The 18,044-nt window shown below is 43.8% G+C and carries 15 protein-coding genes and 9 tRNA genes; 6 read left to right on the top strand and 18 right to left on the bottom strand.

Going from position 1 to position 18,044, the window contains the following annotated elements; translation table 11 throughout:
* The first annotated feature begins 2 nt into the window (after nucleotides 1-2).
* Entirely contained in the window at nucleotides 3-1,040 is a 1,038-nt protein-coding gene (locus WAX86_RS12950; protein WP_238071158.1) for an ABC transporter ATP-binding protein, read from the top strand.
* Between the two features lie 72 nt (nucleotides 1,041-1,112).
* Here the strand turns inward: WAX86_RS12950 and WAX86_RS12945 are convergent, their stop codons facing one another.
* A complete protein-coding gene (locus WAX86_RS12945; protein ID WP_151171339.1) occupies nucleotides 1,113-1,709 on the bottom strand; it encodes a TetR/AcrR family transcriptional regulator in 597 nt (198 codons plus the stop codon).
* 220 nt (nucleotides 1,710-1,929) lie between these two features.
* Between WAX86_RS12945 and hpt the strand changes: the two genes are divergently transcribed.
* On the top strand, nucleotides 1,930-2,466 hold the full coding sequence (gene hpt / locus WAX86_RS12940; protein WP_005297644.1) for a hypoxanthine phosphoribosyltransferase: 537 nt from the start codon (nucleotides 1,930-1,932) through the stop codon (nucleotides 2,464-2,466).
* Nucleotides 2,467-2,540: 74 nt separating this feature from the next.
* On the opposite strand, the gene can is transcribed toward hpt, so the two are convergent.
* On the bottom strand, nucleotides 2,541-3,212 hold the full coding sequence (can, locus tag WAX86_RS12935) for a carbonate dehydratase (RefSeq protein ID WP_005297646.1): 672 nt from the start codon (nucleotides 3,210-3,212) through the stop codon (nucleotides 2,541-2,543).
* Between the two features lie 98 nt (nucleotides 3,213-3,310).
* Between can and WAX86_RS12930 the strand changes: the two genes are divergently transcribed.
* Complete coding sequence (locus tag WAX86_RS12930; RefSeq protein WP_237033358.1) at nucleotides 3,311-4,234, top strand: ABC transporter ATP-binding protein; 924 nt, start codon at nucleotides 3,311-3,313, stop codon at nucleotides 4,232-4,234.
* Entirely contained in the window at nucleotides 4,231-5,001 is a 771-nt protein-coding gene (locus WAX86_RS12925; protein WP_065171758.1) for an ABC transporter permease, read from the top strand. Before WAX86_RS12930 ends, WAX86_RS12925 begins: the two co-directional genes overlap by 4 nt.
* A gap of 115 nt (nucleotides 5,002-5,116) precedes the next feature.
* Here the strand turns inward: WAX86_RS12925 and panC are convergent, their stop codons facing one another.
* The 7 genes from panC to sfsA all read right to left on the bottom strand — a co-directional run bounded on the left by panC (nucleotide 5,117) and on the right by sfsA (nucleotide 11,272).
* Nucleotides 5,117-6,007: a pantoate--beta-alanine ligase gene (panC, locus tag WAX86_RS12920; RefSeq protein WP_005297652.1), complete on the bottom strand. Its 891-nt coding sequence runs from the start codon at nucleotides 6,005-6,007 to the stop codon at nucleotides 5,117-5,119.
* 9 nt (nucleotides 6,008-6,016) lie between these two features.
* A complete protein-coding gene (panB, locus tag WAX86_RS12915; RefSeq protein ID WP_065171756.1) occupies nucleotides 6,017-6,811 on the bottom strand; it encodes a 3-methyl-2-oxobutanoate hydroxymethyltransferase in 795 nt (264 codons plus the stop codon).
* A 25-nt stretch (nucleotides 6,812-6,836) separates the two neighbouring features.
* Complete coding sequence (gene folK, locus WAX86_RS12910; protein WP_065171755.1) at nucleotides 6,837-7,322, bottom strand: 2-amino-4-hydroxy-6-hydroxymethyldihydropteridine diphosphokinase; 486 nt, start codon at nucleotides 7,320-7,322, stop codon at nucleotides 6,837-6,839.
* On the bottom strand, nucleotides 7,319-8,767 hold the full coding sequence (pcnB, locus tag WAX86_RS12905; RefSeq protein WP_080551703.1) for a polynucleotide adenylyltransferase PcnB: 1,449 nt from the start codon (nucleotides 8,765-8,767) through the stop codon (nucleotides 7,319-7,321). The genes folK and pcnB overlap by 4 nt, the downstream gene beginning before the upstream one ends.
* Nucleotides 8,768-8,823: 56 nt before the next feature.
* Nucleotides 8,824-9,714 carry a tRNA glutamyl-Q(34) synthetase GluQRS gene (gluQRS, locus tag WAX86_RS12900; RefSeq protein ID WP_341488882.1) on the bottom strand — a complete coding sequence of 297 codons (891 nt, stop codon included), beginning with the start codon at nucleotides 9,712-9,714 and terminating at the stop codon, nucleotides 8,824-8,826.
* Nucleotides 9,715-9,979: 265 nt separating this feature from the next.
* On the bottom strand, nucleotides 9,980-10,429 hold the full coding sequence (gene dksA, locus WAX86_RS12895; RefSeq protein WP_005297660.1) for an RNA polymerase-binding protein DksA: 450 nt from the start codon (nucleotides 10,427-10,429) through the stop codon (nucleotides 9,980-9,982).
* 129 nt (nucleotides 10,430-10,558) lie between these two features.
* On the bottom strand, nucleotides 10,559-11,272 hold the full coding sequence (gene sfsA / locus WAX86_RS12890; RefSeq protein ID WP_341488881.1) for a DNA/RNA nuclease SfsA: 714 nt from the start codon (nucleotides 11,270-11,272) through the stop codon (nucleotides 10,559-10,561).
* 223 nt (nucleotides 11,273-11,495) lie between these two features.
* Here sfsA and hrpB point away from each other — a divergent pair, with 223 nt between their 5' ends.
* The gene (hrpB, locus tag WAX86_RS12885) at nucleotides 11,496-13,988 is read left to right on the top strand and encodes an ATP-dependent helicase HrpB (RefSeq protein ID WP_341488880.1); all 2,493 of its coding nucleotides are present in this window, start codon (nucleotides 11,496-11,498) and stop codon (nucleotides 13,986-13,988) included.
* A 181-nt stretch (nucleotides 13,989-14,169) separates the two neighbouring features.
* Nucleotides 14,170-16,713: a penicillin-binding protein 1B gene (gene mrcB / locus WAX86_RS12880; protein WP_341488879.1), complete on the top strand. Its 2,544-nt coding sequence runs from the start codon at nucleotides 14,170-14,172 to the stop codon at nucleotides 16,711-16,713.
* Between the two features lie 256 nt (nucleotides 16,714-16,969).
* Here the strand turns inward: mrcB and WAX86_RS12875 are convergent.
* From WAX86_RS12875 to WAX86_RS12835, 9 genes are all read right to left on the bottom strand, one after another.
* Nucleotides 16,970-17,045 (bottom strand) — tRNA-Thr (locus tag WAX86_RS12875).
* A 52-nt stretch (nucleotides 17,046-17,097) separates the two neighbouring features.
* Nucleotides 17,098-17,173: transfer RNA gene (locus tag WAX86_RS12870), tRNA-Asn, on the bottom strand.
* A gap of 4 nt (nucleotides 17,174-17,177) precedes the next feature.
* A tRNA-Phe gene (locus tag WAX86_RS12865) sits at nucleotides 17,178-17,253 on the bottom strand.
* Between the two features lie 57 nt (nucleotides 17,254-17,310).
* Nucleotides 17,311-17,386, bottom strand: a tRNA-Thr gene (locus tag WAX86_RS12860).
* A 52-nt stretch (nucleotides 17,387-17,438) separates the two neighbouring features.
* A tRNA-Asn gene (locus tag WAX86_RS12855) sits at nucleotides 17,439-17,514 on the bottom strand.
* 4 nt (nucleotides 17,515-17,518) lie between these two features.
* Nucleotides 17,519-17,594: transfer RNA gene (locus WAX86_RS12850), tRNA-Phe, on the bottom strand.
* A 57-nt stretch (nucleotides 17,595-17,651) separates the two neighbouring features.
* A tRNA-Thr gene (locus WAX86_RS12845) sits at nucleotides 17,652-17,727 on the bottom strand.
* A gap of 52 nt (nucleotides 17,728-17,779) precedes the next feature.
* Nucleotides 17,780-17,855, bottom strand: a tRNA-Asn gene (locus WAX86_RS12840).
* 40 nt (nucleotides 17,856-17,895) lie between these two features.
* Nucleotides 17,896-17,971, bottom strand: a tRNA-Phe gene (locus WAX86_RS12835).
* Nucleotides 17,972-18,044 lie beyond the last annotated feature (73 nt).

Below are 18,044 nucleotides of genomic sequence, written 5' to 3'. Positions count from 1 at the left end.
TGATAAATCCAGCCTTAACTATTGAGAATTTAACCTGTTGTTACCATGGTCAGGCTGTGTTGCAACAGCTTTCTTTGGAGGTAAAGCAAGGAGAGATTGTCTGTCTATTAGGGGCTTCTGGCTGCGGTAAAACAACCCTGCTTAAGTCTATTGCTGGCTTATTACCGCTATCATCAGGGCGTATGGTGATTGGTGATACCGTTGTGGCAGACAGTGGGGTTTGGCTTCCTCCTGAGCAACGCAATATCGGTATGATTTTCCAAGATTATGCGCTGTTTCCTCATCTGACCGTGGCGCAAAATATTGCGTTTGGCCTGCATGACTGGAGCAAAGATCGTGTGGCTGATAAAGTCGCGCAAATGCTGGAATTGGTGCATTTGCAAGGACTTGATAACCGTTATCCCCATCAACTCTCTGGTGGCCAGCAGCAGCGTGTTGCTATTGCGCGTGCTTTGGCTCAAGAGCCTGACTTAATCTTATTAGATGAACCTTTTTCTAATATTGATACGCAAGTACGTCATGGTTTGATTCGAGATATTCGCCAGATTTTCAAACAGCAAGGGGTGACTGCGATTTTTGTTACTCACAGTCGAGAAGAAGCTTTTGCGTTTGCTGATCGTATGGCGGTGATGAACCACGGTATTATTGAGCAATTTGGCCCAGCAACGGAACTGTACTATCGTCCAAGCAGTCGATTTGTGGCTGAGTTCTTGGGGACTGGGTCATATCTACCAGCTCAAGTGACAGCCGATACGCTGACGACACCATTTGGTCATGTTCCTACTTCTTCTTTAGCTGTAATGCAGCAGGGAAGTTCAGTTGATTGGTTATTGCGACCGCAAAATATTAGTTTGGCCCCCAATTTTGATGGTAAAGGGATCATCATTGAACAGGTGTTTATGGGAGATTGCTGCCGTTATACAGTTGATTATTTAGGTCATCAGTTGGTGGTCAATTCCCATCATATTTTACAAGTGGGGGAGCGAGTTGATATTGCAATCGAACCCCATGAACCAGTTGTTTTTGCGAAGGCGGTTTAAACTTTTTTATCAGCCTCGATGAGACAAAAAAAGACCTGTATTGTGAACAGGTCTTTTTATTTAGCTTGTATCTTATAGGCTCTGTAAATAGTTATCAGCTTGTCGCTGCATGATTTCAGGGTCTAAGGTTAGGTGCGTTTGTAAGTACAGCACATAACAGGTACCGTGAAACATATGCGCTAAATCTGATGCAGATTGAGAGCGACTAAATTCTCCAGCTGTTAATCCCTGTTCAAAAACCGCGGTTAACTTTTGTAAGTTACTTTTATTGGTTTTAATAAACAGCGGCCAAATATCATCACGTACTGATGTACTCCATTCAAACCAGACTTTTAGCCAATCGTGCTGCTCTATAACAGCTTTAATTAAGCAATCGGTAAGGTTAGTCAGTTTGGCTTTTGCGGTTGGCATTTCATCGTTGAGAGAGTGTGTCAGTAGTTTATTGAAACGAGATTCAACGTGAATTAATACCTGTTCTACTAAATCTTCGCGAGTTGGAAAATAATTGAAAACGGTCGCAACAGAGACATTTGCCATTTCCGCGATATCTGCGTGGCCCCCTCGGCCAATACCACGACGAGCAAAAACATCCAGTGCGCTATTGAGTAGCTGCTCTCGACGTTTTTCTGGAGATAAGCGAGTACGAGTACGCTTAATCACCATGTCCATATTGTTATTCATTCCTAGCCCTATTTGTATTAATTAGTATTTATTTTTGTACTGAATAACTTTACCTAACCCATAAAAGGTGTCAAACAGAACCTTGACTGGATGAGTCATTTTTTTGACATAGTGTGATAGAAATAACGTTTGCGTAGAATGAGTGGTACAATGTTTAATGGACTTGGTTAGATAAATAGCCTGTACGATCGTATTTGTGGAGAGGAATATGAAACAACACACCATCGAAGTGATGATTAGTGAGCAAGAAGTTCAAGAGCGTATTAAAGAGTTAGGTCAACAGATCACTGAGCATTATAAAGACTCAAAAGATTTAGTGTTGGTTGGTCTACTTCGTGGTTCATTTGTATTTTTAGCGGATTTAGCTCGTGCAATTAATCTAACTCATGAAGTTGATTTCATGACTGCTTCAAGCTACGGCAATACCATGGAAAGTAGCCGTGATGTGCGTATCTTAAAAGACCTTGATGATGACATTAAAGGTAAAGACGTACTGATTGTTGAAGATATTATTGATACAGGTAATACGCTAAGTAAAGTTCGTGAGATTTTAGAGCTACGTGAACCGAACTCAATTCGCATTTGTACTCTGCTTGATAAGCCTGAACGTCGTGAAGTGAATGTACCTGTAGAGTGGTATGGCTTTGTGATTCCAGATGAGTTTGTGGTAGGTGTTGGTATCGACTACGCACAAAAATACCGTCATTTACCTTACATTGGTAAAGTGACACTACTTGAAGACTAAGACTTTGGTTTAGTTAGAAAGATAAAGCGACTTAATGAAGTCGCTTTTTTTATCACTGAAATAAATATTATGAATTACAGTGATTTTTCTAACGCTTCAACCGCAGGTAAAATAGCAGACATAGCCGCTTGGTAAGAAACTTCGAGGCTTTCGCGGCTGGTTGCGGTGACGCCAAGATCTCTGAGGACGCCATCACCAATACCGTAGATCCAGCCATGAATTTTCACTTGCTGACCACGCTCCCAAGCTTGCTGCATAATGGTTGAGTTACCTAGGTTATAAACTTGAGAAGCGACATTGATTTCACAGAGCTTATTATCCCAATCTTCGCGATCGAGAGCCCCTAAATCGCTACGGTGCTTAAGATACAGATCGCGAATGTGTAGAAGCCAGTTATTGATCAAGCCTAACTGCGGGTTCTCAATTGCTGCTGTTACACCACCACAGCCATAGTGACCACAAATAATAATATGGCGAACCTTGAGAACATCGACTGCATATTGTACAACTGATAAGCAGTTAAGGTCGGTATGGATAACTTGGTTAGCAACATTTCGGTGAACAAAAAGCTCACCAGAATCTAATCCAGTTAGGCGCTCAGCTGGAACTCGGCTATCGGAGCAGCCAATCCAAAGGTACTGAGGGTGTTGAGCTTCTGCTAGGTGGGAAAAAAACTCAGGGGTTTCTTCCTTGATGTTTTCCGACCAAGCTAGGTTATTTGCGAATAACTGTTTTATATCTGCCATGATAATACCTTTTGTTGATATGTCCCTTAATATACACAAGCTGAGCTGATAGCAAATCGGATTAGTTATGTAATTTTCTAACAATAAGATCGCATTTTATGAACGCTCTGGAAATAAAAAATTTAAATAAGATATATAAGGGTGGAGTAAATGCCCTTAAAAACATGAGCTTAGAAGTTAAGGAAGGTGACTTTTTTGCACTTCTAGGTCCTAATGGTGCTGGTAAATCGACGACAATCGGTATCATAAGTTCATTAGTAAATAAAACATCTGGTTCGGTTAGTATTTTTGGTTTTGACTTAGATAAGCAAAAAGTTGAAGCAAAAAATCAGCTTGGACTCGTACCGCAAGAGTTCAATTTCAATCCTTTTGAAACCGTAGAACAAATTGTGATGAATCAAGCGGGTTATTACGGAGTTGAACGCTCAGTTGCTAAAGAGCGAGCTAAAAAATATCTCTCTCAGTTGGATCTTTGGGGTAAGCGAGGGGAGCGAGCTCGTAATTTATCTGGTGGAATGAAACGCCGTTTAATGATTGCTCGTGCTTTGATGCATGAACCTAAATTATTGATCTTAGATGAACCAACTGCGGGGGTAGATATCGAACTTCGCCGCTCTATGTGGACATTCTTACGTAGCATCAATGAACAAGGGGTGACCATTATTTTGACCACCCACTACTTAGAAGAAGCTGAGATGTTGTGTCGTAATATCGGCATTATTAATCATGGTGAGTTAATCGAAAACACCACGATGAAATCATTATTGAGCAAATTGGAAGCTGAGACCTTTATTCTGGATCTCAGTGTGCCAGTTGAAACCGTAGCACTTGAACAGGTCGTGTGGCGTTTGCTTGATAGCACAACCTTAGAGATTGAGATTAATAAAGGTGAAAGCCTAAATCATGTTTTTGCCCAATTGTCAGAGCTGGGCATCAATGTGCAATCGATGCGAAATAAAGCCAACCGTTTAGAAGAGTTATTTGTCACATTGGTGGCGCAAGCAAAAGAGGATAAGGCATGAGACACCAATATTGGATCGCCTTTAAGAGTTTGATCACCAAAGAAGTTCATCGTTTTACCCGTATTTGGGTGCAAACATTGGTGCCACCTGCGATCACCATGACCCTGTATTTTATTATCTTTGGTAATTTGATCGGTAGTCGAATCGGAGAGATGCACGGTTTTAGCTATATGGCGTATATCGTGCCGGGTTTAATTATGATGTCGGTGATTACGAACTCCTATTCGAATGTCGCATCTTCCTTTTTTAGTTCGAAGTTTCAGCGCAATATTGAAGAGCTTTTAGTTGCGCCAGTACCTAATTACATCATCATTGCAGGTTATGTCGGTGGTGGTGTTTTACGTGGTCTTGGGGTGGGCTTTATTGTTTCTATGGTGTCACTCTTCTTTGTCAAACTCTCTATTGCCCATATTGGCGTAGTGATTGCGACGGTTGTCTTAACCTCTATTGTGTTTTCACTCGGTGGTTTGATTAATGCCGTATTTGCGCGTACTTTTGATGACATCAGTATTATTCCCACCTTTGTGTTAACCCCTTTAACCTATCTTGGTGGTGTTTTCTATTCTATTGATCTACTGCCTGAGTTTTGGCAAGGCGTGTCAAAACTTAACCCTATTGTCTATATGGTCAATGCGTTTCGTTATGGCTTTTTAGGAGTATCGGATGTGGGTATCGGGACTTCGTTTGCAGTATTAGTTGTTCTTGTTGCTGCACTTTATGCGGTGGCGTATCACTTAATTTCAAAAGGTATTGGTCTACGATCTTAAGCAGGATATCCCAAAGCGATATATCCAAACTTAATATCAGTCCATTTGTGATATAAAAAAACGCAGCGCTCTATAACCATAGAAGCTGCGTTTTTTAATATTCAGTAATGAATGATTACTCTTCAACTGCCTCGGTGACAGTTGTGGTTTGTATTGGCGTAAGATCAACAACTTGGTTATCGATAAGACGAGCTTTACCTAGTTGCGCAGCCATAAGGATAACCGCTTTAGTGCTGGTTTCACTTACTGGTTGCAGTGTTACAGCATCGCGAATAAAGCTAGCATCAGGCTGTAAACCCGCAGCACGCAGCTGATCATTGGCATCAACAATCAAATCATCATAGTCGGTACGGCCACCACGCATCTGACTACTAACCCAGCGCATAGTGCGAGCTAACACAGGAGCACGCTGGCGTTCATCAACGGTTAGATAACCATTACGAGAACTGAGCGCAAGGCCATCCAGCTCACGAACTGTTGGTACACCAACGATCTCAATATCCATCGCCATGTCTTTAACCATCTGGCGAATTAATGCTAGTTGCTGGTAGTCTTTTTCACCAAAGCAAGCTACATCAGGCTGCACGATATTAAACAGCTTGGTAACGATAGTCGCTACACCACGGAAATGACCTGGACGTAGAGCACCTTCTAGCATTTGTGAAAGAATAGGCACTTCAACAAAAGTTTGTGATTCAAGACCTTGCGGGTACATCATTTCAGGTGTTGGGGTGAAGACTACATCAACATGTTCTGCATCTAGCTTAGTTAGATCATCGTCTAAAGTGCGAGGATAGTTTTGTAGATCTTCTGGTTTGTCGAACTGCATTGGGTTGACAAAAATACTGACCACGACAATATCTGCATATTTACGCGCTTTACGTACCAAGCGCATATGACCGTCGTGTAAATTGCCCATAGTTGGAACAAAAGCAATGCGGCGACCTTCACGGCGCCAAGTGCGAACTTGCTCTCGCATTGAGGCAATATCGGCGAATGTTTGCATCTCTATTCCTTATTCAAAGGTACGTTGAGCATCAGGAAATGCACCTGATTCAACTTCTTCTAAAAATTTACGAACTGCAGCACGCATGTCTCCAGTTTCAGCTAGATAGTTCTTGGAGAACTTAGGAATGTAATTAGCTGAAATACCGAACACATCATGCATAACCAGAATTTGACCATCGGTTACATTACCGGCACCGATGCCAATGACAGGGACATCAACCGCGTTGGTAATTCGCTCGGCTAGACTAACTGGTACACATTCAAGCAGAATCACTTGAGCACCAGCACGCTGAAGTAGAATAGCATCTTTTACCATCTGCTCAGCGCGGTCTGCGTCACGACCTTGCACTTTAAAGCCACCAAAAATGTTAACTGACTGAGGTGTTAGCCCTAAGTGAGCACAAACAGGAATTGCGCGTTCTGTCAGTTTTGTGATGGTCTCTGCCAGCCATGCGCCACCTTCAAGCTTCACCATATTGGCGCCAGCTCGCATCAGTTGCGCGGCATTATCGCAGGCTTGTTCTGGGGTGCCGTAGCTCATAAACGGCATATCTGCCATTAATAAGGAGTTTTGATTGCCAGCACGAACACAACGTGTGTGATAAGCAATATCTTCTACTGTTACGGGTAAGGTATCGGGTTTGCCTTGTAGCACCATACCTAATGAATCACCCACCAGTAGAACTGGAACCTCTTGTTGCTCAAAAAGTTGAGCAAAACTCGCATCGTATGCAGTAATTGATGCGAACTTACGACCTTCACGCTTCCATGTCATCAGATCGTTAATAGTAATTTTTTTCATAGCTTCTCCCTTGCCCTAATCTTACTCACTTATGCCAAATAGCTAAGCCGTTACGGTCTACCTGAGTTAATAACGCTTGCAAAGATGTGTTATCAGGCAGTACCAGATCAGGGGTAATTTCGGCCAGTGGATAAAGTACGAATTCACGCACTTTCATTCCATAGTGTGGAACGGTTAGACGTTCACAATCGTGCACTAGATCGCCATATAAGATGATATCGAGATCCAGTGTTCTAGGGCCCCAACGCTCATCCTTTCGCACACGACCATGCTCAAGCTCAATCGCCTGAGTTTTGTCCAGTAGGTCTAATGGAGCTAATGGGGTGTCGATAGCAACAACCGCATTAATATAGTCGGGTTGATCTTGAGGTCCCATCGGGCTACTGCTGTAGAGGGATGACTCTGCAACCACATAAATATCAGGTGTGTTTTTAAGTGCTTCAATGGCACTTTTTGCTTGGGCGACAGGATCGCCCAAGTTACTGCCGATCGCAATATAAGCTCGGATCATGATGACGTTTTCGTCTGCTGTGGCTTTTTAGGTCCATTATTACGACGAGGGCGGCGACGTGGACGACGACGTTGAGGATTACCACCATTGTCGTTGATCGCTTGTACCATTTTGCTGCGAACAAAACGATCAGCAGCTTGGAAGTCTTGCCACCATTTTGCCAGTTCTTTGATGTCGTCTTGTTCGAAGTGGCTACGCATCTCTAGGAAATCAAACGCTGCACGGAACTTCGGATGCTCGAACATCTTAAATGCGCGTTTACCGGTACGACGGCTAAAGCGTAATTGTTGCATCCAAATATCACGAATCGTGGTGGTATGACGACGAGGGATAGCAATACTACGAACCTGTTCATCTAAGATATCGTTCGCCGCAACCATAAATGCATCATAGAAGGTTAGGCCACTAGCATAGGTGATCTCTTCAGCACGAGTCATTAATGGATACCACAGCATAGCCGCAAACATAAAGGCTGGGTTAATGCGCTTGCCTTCAGCGATACGCTCATCTGTTGCTTGCAGAATGTGTTCAAGCATCAGTTCTGTTTGGCTGCTACGATCTTCTGTGAAGTGTTCGCCAAGCAGTGGGAATAGTTGCTCAAATAGATTGTATTGACGCAATAGATGATAAGTCGCTAAACCTTGACCTGATTGCAGCAGTTTCAGACTCTCTTCAAACAGGCGTGCCGCTGGAATATCTTGCAGCAGGTGAGCCAGTTGTTTGATTGGTGCTTCAGTATTACGCTCGATGTTCATATCAAGCTTTGCTGCAAAGCGAACTGCACGCAGCATACGTACAGGGTCTTCACGGTAGCGCGTTTCAGGATCGCCAATTAAACGAATGATGCCATCATCAAGATCTTCAACACCATGAGCATAATCGGTCACAGTAAAATCTTTTACGCTGTAGTAAAGCGCATTGATAGTGAAATCGCGACGTTCAGCATCTTCATCAATGGTGCCATACACGTTATCACGCAATAGCATGCCTGATTGGTTTTGTGCTGAAGTCTGTTTCTGTTTAGCTTCTTTTTCTTTTGGTAGTGGTTGAGGATCTGAGTGATGACCACGGAAGGTCGCAACTTCAATAATATCTCGACCAAATAAAATATGAGCTAAACGGAAACGACGTCCGACTAAACGACAGTTACGAAATAGGGCTTTGATCTCTTCGGGTGTTGCATTGGTTGCAATATCGAAGTCTTTTGGCTGCTTATTGAGTAGTAAATCACGGACGCCACCACCAACAAGGTAGGCGTCAAATCCCGCTTTATTTAGACGATAAAGCACCTTCAACGCATTTTCGCTGATGTCTTTTCTTGAAATTCCGTGTTCTTGACGTTGGTAAACTTGCAAACTCTGATCCTCAGTGAACTCATCAGAAGCTTGTCGATTCAATATCTTACGGCAGAAAGTGGCAACTCGACTAAAAATAAAACACCCCATTTTTCATATATATCGTTCAACAGACAGCCGCATATGATATATCACGGCTGCACATTTTAGAATGCCAGAGTGATGGCTGTCGCTTGTGGCAGGTTATCTACTTGCCAATGCGCGATGCCCCAACTCAGTATTTCTTCAATAGAATTAGACGCTAATTCGTTAGGTGGCTGCATAGCAAGAAAATGCATTGCAGCCAATAACTGCGGTCTAGGATCCTGTTTGTTGATAGCAGGAGCATGATTCTGTTTAGATAACTTACAACCATTATCCATTGTAGCTAATGGTAAATGTAAGTAACTCACTTCAGGTTGTTGCAATAATTGGTACAAGCTAATTTGACGACCCGTTGGTTCAATCAAATCGGCACCTCGAACCACCTCGGTAACACCTTGTTCAATATCATCGAGTACCACGGCAAGATTATAAGCAAACAGACCATCGCGGCGGCGAATGATAAAGTCTTCAGCGGCTAATCGTGCTGGAATGTCGATACGGCCATGAAGTTGGTCGGTAAAGTGAGTTATTGGATTATCTATTTTAAGTCGGATTGAACTTTGGTCTGCACCGTGATTGAGGTGGCGACAAGTTCCTAAATAGTAGCCGCCGCCATCTTTGATCTGTTTACGAGTACATTGACAGTAGTAGGCATCACCTGTTGCTAACCAGTGTTCTACTTGGCTTTGGTATACATCAAGGCGCTGACTTTGATACATCAATTCGCCATCCCAATGTAGCCCAAAGGCATCCAAGGTACGCAATATATCATCGGCAGCACCTGGCATTTCGCGAGGTGGATCCAGATCTTCGATACGAACGATCCAGCGACCTTGCTGTGACTTAGCTTGTAAATAGCTTCCTAATGCCGCCACCAAAGAGCCAAAGTGGAGAGGTCCTGATGGTGATGGGGCGAAGCGGCCAACATATTGATGATTGCGTTCTGTACTCATAACAAATAAGGCAGTTAAGTTAAACGGCTTACGGTTAATGGATCGAATAGGGCAACCAAACTGATTAGCCCACTTAAGCAGAAAGCTAATCAGTTTGGTGTCAAGAATATGGGTGCAATGGATCTGCAACTATCATTAACAGCCTATCCGATAATAAAGAGTCTCTAATGTCGTAATTGGGTTTCAATTGCCATAAATAGAGACAAAAGAAAGAGGGAGCACTCTGCTCCCTCTTTCTTGCTGCTGCATAATACCTTGTTAAGGATTAACCAGCCATCTGTTTTTCTTTTAGCTCAGCGAGAGTTTTACAGTCAATGCAAAGTTCTGCTGTTGGGCGAGCTTCAAGACGACGAATACCGATTTCGATACCACATGAATCACAGAAGCCGAAATCATCATCTTCGATACGCTGAAGTGTTTTTTCGATTTTCTTGATTAGCTTACGCTCGCGGTCGCGGTTACGAAGTTCTAAGCTGAACTCTTCTTCCTGCGCTGCGCGGTCTACAGGATCTGGGAAGTTCGCGGCTTCGTCCTGCATGTGGTTTACTGTGCGGCCAACTTCTTCACGTAGCTGGTTACGCCAAGCATCGAGAATCTTACGGAAGTGCTCAAGTTGAGCCTCACCCATGTACTCTTCGCCTGCTTTTTCTTGGTAAGGTTGTACCCCAGCAATAGCCAGGATGCCTAGTGATTTTTTAACGTTGCTCTCTGGCATATAGCATCTCCTAATATACCTAATAACCGTCACTGGTTAAAAATGGGCGGTATCTATAGCAGAAAGGTTCTTTGGTGGCAATTACAGCTTATCTTCAATTTTACACCAATGTGAAGAATTCAACATTTTTCAGTTTGAATGGTGAAATTGTAGCCGTTTATTGATTGCCATTTCATCTGTAGCAATACTTGCTTGATAACAGATGATCTCGACGCCTGCCTGTTCCGCCTGTTTAAGTAAATGGTAATAGTTCGGGTCTATATGGTGTGCGATAGCGACATTTTCAATCCCTGAATGCAAAATAGCGAAAAAAAGCACAGCTCGGTGTCCTTGTTGTGCCATCTCCATCAATTCTCGAAGGTGTTTTTGACCACGAGTCGTCACAGCATCAGGGAATAGACCTTGCCCATGCTCTGCTAACAATGTGACACTTTTGACTTCGATATAGCAATCCGCTTTCGCTTCATCTTGCAGTAGGATATCAATTCGGCTGTTTTCACTGCCATATTTCACTTCTGTACGCAGGGTGCTGTAGCCTGCGAGTTCAGGAATGATTTGATTATTAATCGCTTCTTCTACCAAACGGTTTGCTTGGGCGGTATTTACACAGATCCAATTTCCTTGCTGAGTGTAAGTGAGCTCCCAACTGTTGGGATACTTACGCTTTGGGTTATCGGAGGTGGAATACCAAACCGTACTTCCTGGTTCCGCACAACCGGTCATGGCCCCTGTATTTGCGCAATGAATCGTGATTTCACGGCCATCTGGTAAGGACACATCGGCTAAAAAACGTTTATAGCGTTTAATGAGGGTGGCAGGTTGTAGTGGTTTTGCAAACTTCATAGAACCTCTTTGTTTGTTTTACGTACAAATATAGCGAATCTGTCATGTTTTCTGCTATTTTGAACAGCATTCAGACCATAGGTTTTGCAAATGGTGCCATTAATAAGCAAAAAATATACACAAAATAAGATGTTTTTGTGGTCTGTTCGTTTTTGATGAGGCTGCAAGTTTTATCCCAAGCCCGTTACAATAGTGGCGTATTTAATGATTAAAAGGCTCCGCTGTGGTTCAACTTCCTATTGATGCAGTATTAGCAGATATTACAAACGCATTGCAATCTGGCTCCCAACTTATCTTAAAAGCGCCTCCAGGGGCAGGTAAATCGACGCAATTACCGCTGCATTTGCTTAGAACGGCATTTTGTTCAGAAAAGTGTTCAGGAAAGATAATTTTGCTGGAACCTAGACGTTTGGCGGCTCGTAATATCGCTCGCTATTTGGCAACTCAATTAGGTGAAGAGGTTGGCCAAACGGTGGGATTGCGCATGCGAGGTGAAAATAAGGTTAGCAGCCAAACTCAGTTAGAGATTGTAACTGAAGGAGTGATGACCAAGATGCTTCAGCAAGATCCTGAGCTTAATGGCATTGAGCTACTGATTTTTGATGAGTTTCATGAGCGTAGTATTCATGCCGATACCGCACTTGCTCTGGCTTTGGAAGTTCAAGAAGCGTTGCGAGATGATTTGAAGATCTTATTGATGTCGGCAACCTTAGACCAACAAGCACTACAAAATTTACTGCCTGAGGCCCATTATATTGAGTCTCAAGGTCGTTGCTATCCAATAGAGTACCGTTATCAGTCTCTGCGAAATATTCGTGATTTGACCGAGCAGTGCAGTAAAGCCATCCTGCAACTGCTACGAACGGAAACGGGCTCTATATTAGTATTTTTGCCTGGCGTTGGTGAAATCAAACGGGTTGAGGAGCTATTACAGCAGCACGATCTTGGTACTAATGTTGTGATTGCTCCTTTATATGGTCAACAGAGTTTATCTGCCCAGCAACAAGCCATAATGCCAACGGCACAAGGGCAGCGAAAAGTAGTACTGGCGACCAATATTGCAGAAACCAGTTTAACCATTGAAGGCATACGGTTAGTCATCGACTGTGGCTTAGAGCGCATTGCACAATGGGACGGTCGTAGCGGTATTAGCCGATTAGAATTGGTCAAAATTGCCCAATCATCGGCAGAACAACGAGCTGGTCGAGCAGGACGATTAGAACCTGGAATCTGTGTGCGTCTTTACAGTGAAGAACAATTAAGTCGTCAACCTATTGTACCTATCCCTGAGATTCAACGAGCTGATTTAACCTCATTGGCGCTGGAATTAGCTCAGTGGGGATGTCGTGATATCAGCGACCTGAAATGGCTCACTCTCCCGCCTAAATCATCCATGCAAGCGGCGTATCAGTTGTTGTCACGTCTTGGGCTTTGTCAGATAGATAGACAGTTGACCGAGTTAGGACAACGACTCTATCAACTTGGGACCGATCCTCGTCATGGATTGATGCTATTGCAAGGCGAGCAACTGACTGAGCAAGGGTATGACCATGGTGTAGCAACGGCAGCTCTATTAGTGGCATTGCTAGAAAATCCACCTAAAGGGGTGAATAATCCAGACTTAGCTTTTGCACTTAATCTGCTGGACGAAAAAAAACTGACTCAAGGAGGCAGCTATTTGCAACGAGCTCAGCAGTACGCAACTAAGTTTGGCCACAAGATCAAGCCAGGCCAGATCCACCCTGAACTGATAGCGGTTATTCTTGCTGCCGGTTATCCCGATCGCATTGCTAAAGCACGTGCTCAATTAGGCCGTTATGGATTAGCAAATGGACAAGGAGCCATGATTAATGACGATGAGAAGCTTGCTGGTAATGATTATTTAGTGGTGGCAGATTTAGTGCGAACACAACAAGGTGATAGTCGAATATTTAGCGCAGTGGCTGCGGATATTGCGCTATTAGAGCAATACTTGCCTTATCTGTTTGAACGTAAATCTTGGTTAGATTGGGATGAGAAAAAAGGGCGATTAACCGCAGAAGAGCGTCTCTATTGTGGTCAGTTAATTGTGAGTACAAAAGCGTTACCTGAACCGAGTGCCGATCAGACGGCTGAAGCGTTACTAAATGCAGTGCGCCGTAAAGGGCTAAGTTGTCTGCCGTGGAATGAAGCCAGTCAAAATCTATTGGTACGAGCGCGAAATGCTCAGCATTGGAATCTTAACCTGACTTTACCAGATCTCTGTGATAATGGCTTATTACAAGGCCTAGATCAGTGGTTAGCGCCTTACCTACAGGGCATAAATTCTTTTAAGGCTTTAGCCAAACTTAATCTGGTCGCAGCACTAGAGGCGTATATTGGTTGGGAAGCGATGCAACAACTTAACCTATGGTTGCCTACTCACTATCAGGTGCCAACGGGATCGAATATTCGTTTGCGTTATGAGTTACATCAGCCGCCTGTTCTTGCGGTTAAACTGCAAGAGATGTTTGGCGAACCAACATCTCCTGCGATTGCTAATGGTCAAGTTCGATTGGTGCTAGAGCTGTTATCGCCTGCACAAAGGCCGTTACAAATTACTCAAGACTTAGCGGCCTTTTGGCAAGGCTCTTACCGTGAGGTACAAAAAGAGATGAAAGGGCGCTATCCCAAACACCCGTGGCCTGATGATCCAGCAAGTCATATTCCAACCCGAAAGACTAAACGCCAGCTTTAAGGATTTAATAACTGAGATAAATAATAGATATCAGGCGTTATGCTGAGCTATTTCCCCACTGGTTTGAGTTATCGATTCGCGTCAATTGTCGCAAACCATGATACCTGTATATATGAACAGGATTCATAATCAGGTATCATGGTATTTAGGAATCGATAATTAGATAATCAAATAGTGATGGATGATGACTAAGTTGCCTGCCAATATAAGCCATATTAGCGCTCACAATCAGTCTCTTTCTCAACGAAAGTGCGCCCAAAGACCCAGCTCACGCCGAAAAAAAACGGGCGATGAGAGTGAAGATAAAAAAACGCCTACCCGAAAACCGCCAGCCAAGAAAGCGCCTGCAAAAAAGCCTGAACCGAAAAAAACGGCAGAAAAGAAGCCGGCAGTAAAAAAAGCACCAAGTAAGAAAACCTCATCAAAAAAGAAGAAAGCGAAAACCGCAAAAGTATCAACTTGGCAGAAAAAACTGGCTTGGCTTGCTTTTAAAATTGGTCTAGTTGTATTGGCTATTTTGCTAGTTATCGGTATTTATCTTGATAATGTGGTACGCAGCAAAATGGACGGTCAAACATGGCAGTTACCTTCAGTTGTTTATGGTCGAGTACTTACTCTTGAGCCAGGACTTACGCTCTCTCTTCCTGCCTTAAAACGCGAATTGGATGTGTTGCAGTACCATAAAGTTGCTCAGCCAAGTCAAATTGGTGAGTATGCCGCATCTAGCCATTCTATTGAGTTTATTCGTCGTGCTTTTGATTTCCCAACCGGAAAAGAAGGGCGCCGTCACGTAAAAATTAATTTTAGTGGCAGTGAAATTAGCTCAATTGTTGATATGAGCAATAACCGCAAATTGGGTTATGTTCGTTTAGAGCCCAAAATGCTTGGTATGCTGGGTGCTACCAGCGATGAACAGCGTATGTTCCTGCCATTAAACCAATTTCCTAAGTTATTAAGCCAGGCTTTAATTACGACCGAGGATCGTGATTTTTATGAGCATGATGGTGTCTCTCCAATGGCGATTGCTCGTGCTCTGTTTGTCAATCTAAGGGCAGGGCGAACCGTTCAAGGAGGCAGTACCTTAACTCAGCAGTTAGCAAAGAACCTATTCCTAAGTCGTGAACGAAGCTTATGGCGTAAGATCCGAGAAGCGTATATTGCCGTAATTTTAGATTATCGCTATAGCAAAGATCGCATCTTAGAAGCGTATTTAAATGAGGTGTACATGGGGCAAAATGGTGGCAAAGAGGTCCATGGTTTTGCGTTAGGTGCTCGACTTTATTTTGGTCGCCCAGTACAAGAGCTAGCACCAGAGCAGTTGGCTATGCTGGTGGGTATGGTTAAAGGGCCATCACAATTTAACCCTTGGCGACACCCTGAGCGTACTAGAGAGCGCCGAGACCTCGTTCTACGATTATTGATGGATAATGACATTATCTCAGGTCAAGAGTATGAGCTTGCTGCGTCCAAGCCGCTGGGAGTACAAAAAGCACCACAGATAGCCACTCGTCAGCCCGCTTACTTTGATTTATTACGTCGAGAGCTAAGAGACAGTGTTGGTGATATTTACCAATTAGGTTATGGCTTGAAGATTTTTAGTACCTTAGATCCGGTTTCCCAGCAAGATGCTGAAGATGCCGTTGAGGCTATGGTGCCGCAGCTAAATAAACGAGCTGGGATGCAAGTGGAAACTGCTATGGTGGCTGCAGATCGAATGAGTGGTGAGATCCGTGCCATGATCGGAGGAAGTCGCACCGGATATGCTGGTTTTAACCGAGCTTTAGATGCAAGTCGTCAAATTGGCTCATTGGTTAAGCCGGCGGTTTATCTCTCTGCTCTGCGTCAACCGAATCGCTATACCCTAGCAACGACTTTAGATGATAAGCCGATTGTACTGCGAGGTAGTAATGGGGATAACTGGAAACCTCGTAACTATGATCGTAAATACCGAGGTGCTGTACCGCTGTATTTGGCTTTAGCTAAATCTCTTAACGTACCGACAGTGAATCTAGGTTTGCAAGTGGGCTTAAAAGACGTCATTCATACATTAAGCGAACTTGGCGTGAATCCAGATGAAGTACCTCATGTGCCATCGATTCTTTTGGGCTCATTTACTTTAACGCCGCTTGAAGTGACCCAGATGTTCCAAAGTATTACCAGTGGCGGAAAACGAGCGCCGTTATCTGCGTTACGTGCTGTGATGACAAAAGAAGGGAAGGTGGTGTATCAGCATGTGCCTAAATATCAACAGGTAGTGCCATTACAGGCCGCTTGGCTTACAACCTATGCCATGAAGCGGGTTGTGAGTGAAGGGACAGCTCGCTATCTCCAGAGTAAATTTGGCTATGCCTCACTTGCGGGTAAGACTGGTACTACGGATAAATCTCGTGATAGTTGGTTTGCCGGGGCCGATGGACGAGAAGTGGTCGCGATCTGGGTTGGACGTGATGATAACAAATCGGTGCGTTTAACTGGCTCAAGTGGAGCGCTGCGTATTTATGGTGAGTATTTAACACGCCGTAAACCAGAGCCATTGCGTTTACCCTGGCCTCAACAAATCCGTACGGTGAAGTATCAACGCTTAAGTAATGGTACATTACGTTTTGATTGTGGTGGTAATGTGTCACTTCCTGCGTGGGATAAAAATGGCAGTTTGAAAGCTGCGTGCCTAGGTGGTGGCAGCAAGCAACCTGCCGCATGGATTCAGAATATGTTTGCAAATTAATATTTGCGCGTTAATTGAGTCAATGAGGTCCTCAGTATAGAAATATGCTGGGGATTTTTTTTATCTTCAGTATCGTAAGGATAGGGCGATGTACTGAGTCTGCTAAGGCTAGCTCTAAAATCACATCGGGGATGGACCGTTACTACGGAAACAAATATTGAAGGACGTAGCGTAGTAAATATTGAGTGATGGAGTAGGGGATTGATTTTATTGAGATGAAAAAAAACCTCATCAGATGATGAGGTTTCTTAATAGATGGTGCCGACTACCGGAGTCGAACTGGTGACCTACTGATTACAAGTCAGTTGCTCTACCTACTGAGCTAAGTCGGCACTAAATCTGTAGATTTCAAGACACTCAAATGAGATATCACAAAATCGAATGTGGCTCCTCCTGCTGGACTTGAACCAGCGACATACGGATTAACAGTCCGCCGTTCTACCGACTGAACTAAGGAGGAATAGTGGTGCCTCGAGGCGGAATCGAACCACCGACACGGGGATTTTCAATCCCCTGCTCTACCGACTGAGCTATCGAGGCAAAAATAGGGGAGGTAAGTCCTCTATTTTGCTCTTACTACAAGAGTAAGAAGAATAATGGTGCCGACTACCGGAGTCGAACTGGTGACCTACTGATTACAAGTCAGTTGCTCTACCTACTGAGCTAAGTCGGCACAAAATTCGTGGATTTCAAGATACTCAAATGAGATATCATAAAATCAAATGTGGCTCCTCCTGCTGGACTTGAACCAGCGACATACGGATTAACAGTCCGCCGTTCTACCGACTGAACTAAGGAGGAATAGTGGTGCCTCGAGGCGGAATCGAACCACCGACACGGGGATTTTCAATCCCCTGCTCTACCGACTGAGCTATCGAGGCAAAAATAGGGGAGGTAAGTCCTCTATTTTGCTCTTACTACAAGAGTAAGAAGAATAATGGTGCCGACTACCGGAGTCGAACTGGTGACCTACTGATTACAAGTCAGTTGCTCTACCTACTGAGCTAAGTCGGCACAAAATTCGTGGATTTCAAGATACTCAAATGAGATATCACAAAATCAAATTTGGCTCCTCCTGCTGGACTTGAACCAGCGACATACGGATTAACAGTCCGCCGTTCTACCGACTGAACTAAGGAGGAATAGTTTGTTGCATCACACATCACTTCGAAAGGGAAGTAATGGTGCCTCGAGGCGGAATCGAACCACCGACACGGGGATTTTCAATCCCCTGCTCTACCGACTGAGCTATCGAGGCAACGAGGCGCATTAAAAAGGTTTTCCGTCTTTTCGTCAACGGTTTTTTTGAAAAAAAAATTCAATGCTTGTTT

The organism is Photobacterium damselae subsp. damselae, assembly GCF_038086725.1.
GTDB lineage: Bacteria > Pseudomonadota > Gammaproteobacteria > Enterobacterales > Vibrionaceae > Photobacterium > Photobacterium damselae.
This window is presented reverse-complemented; position numbering and strand designations above follow the sequence as displayed.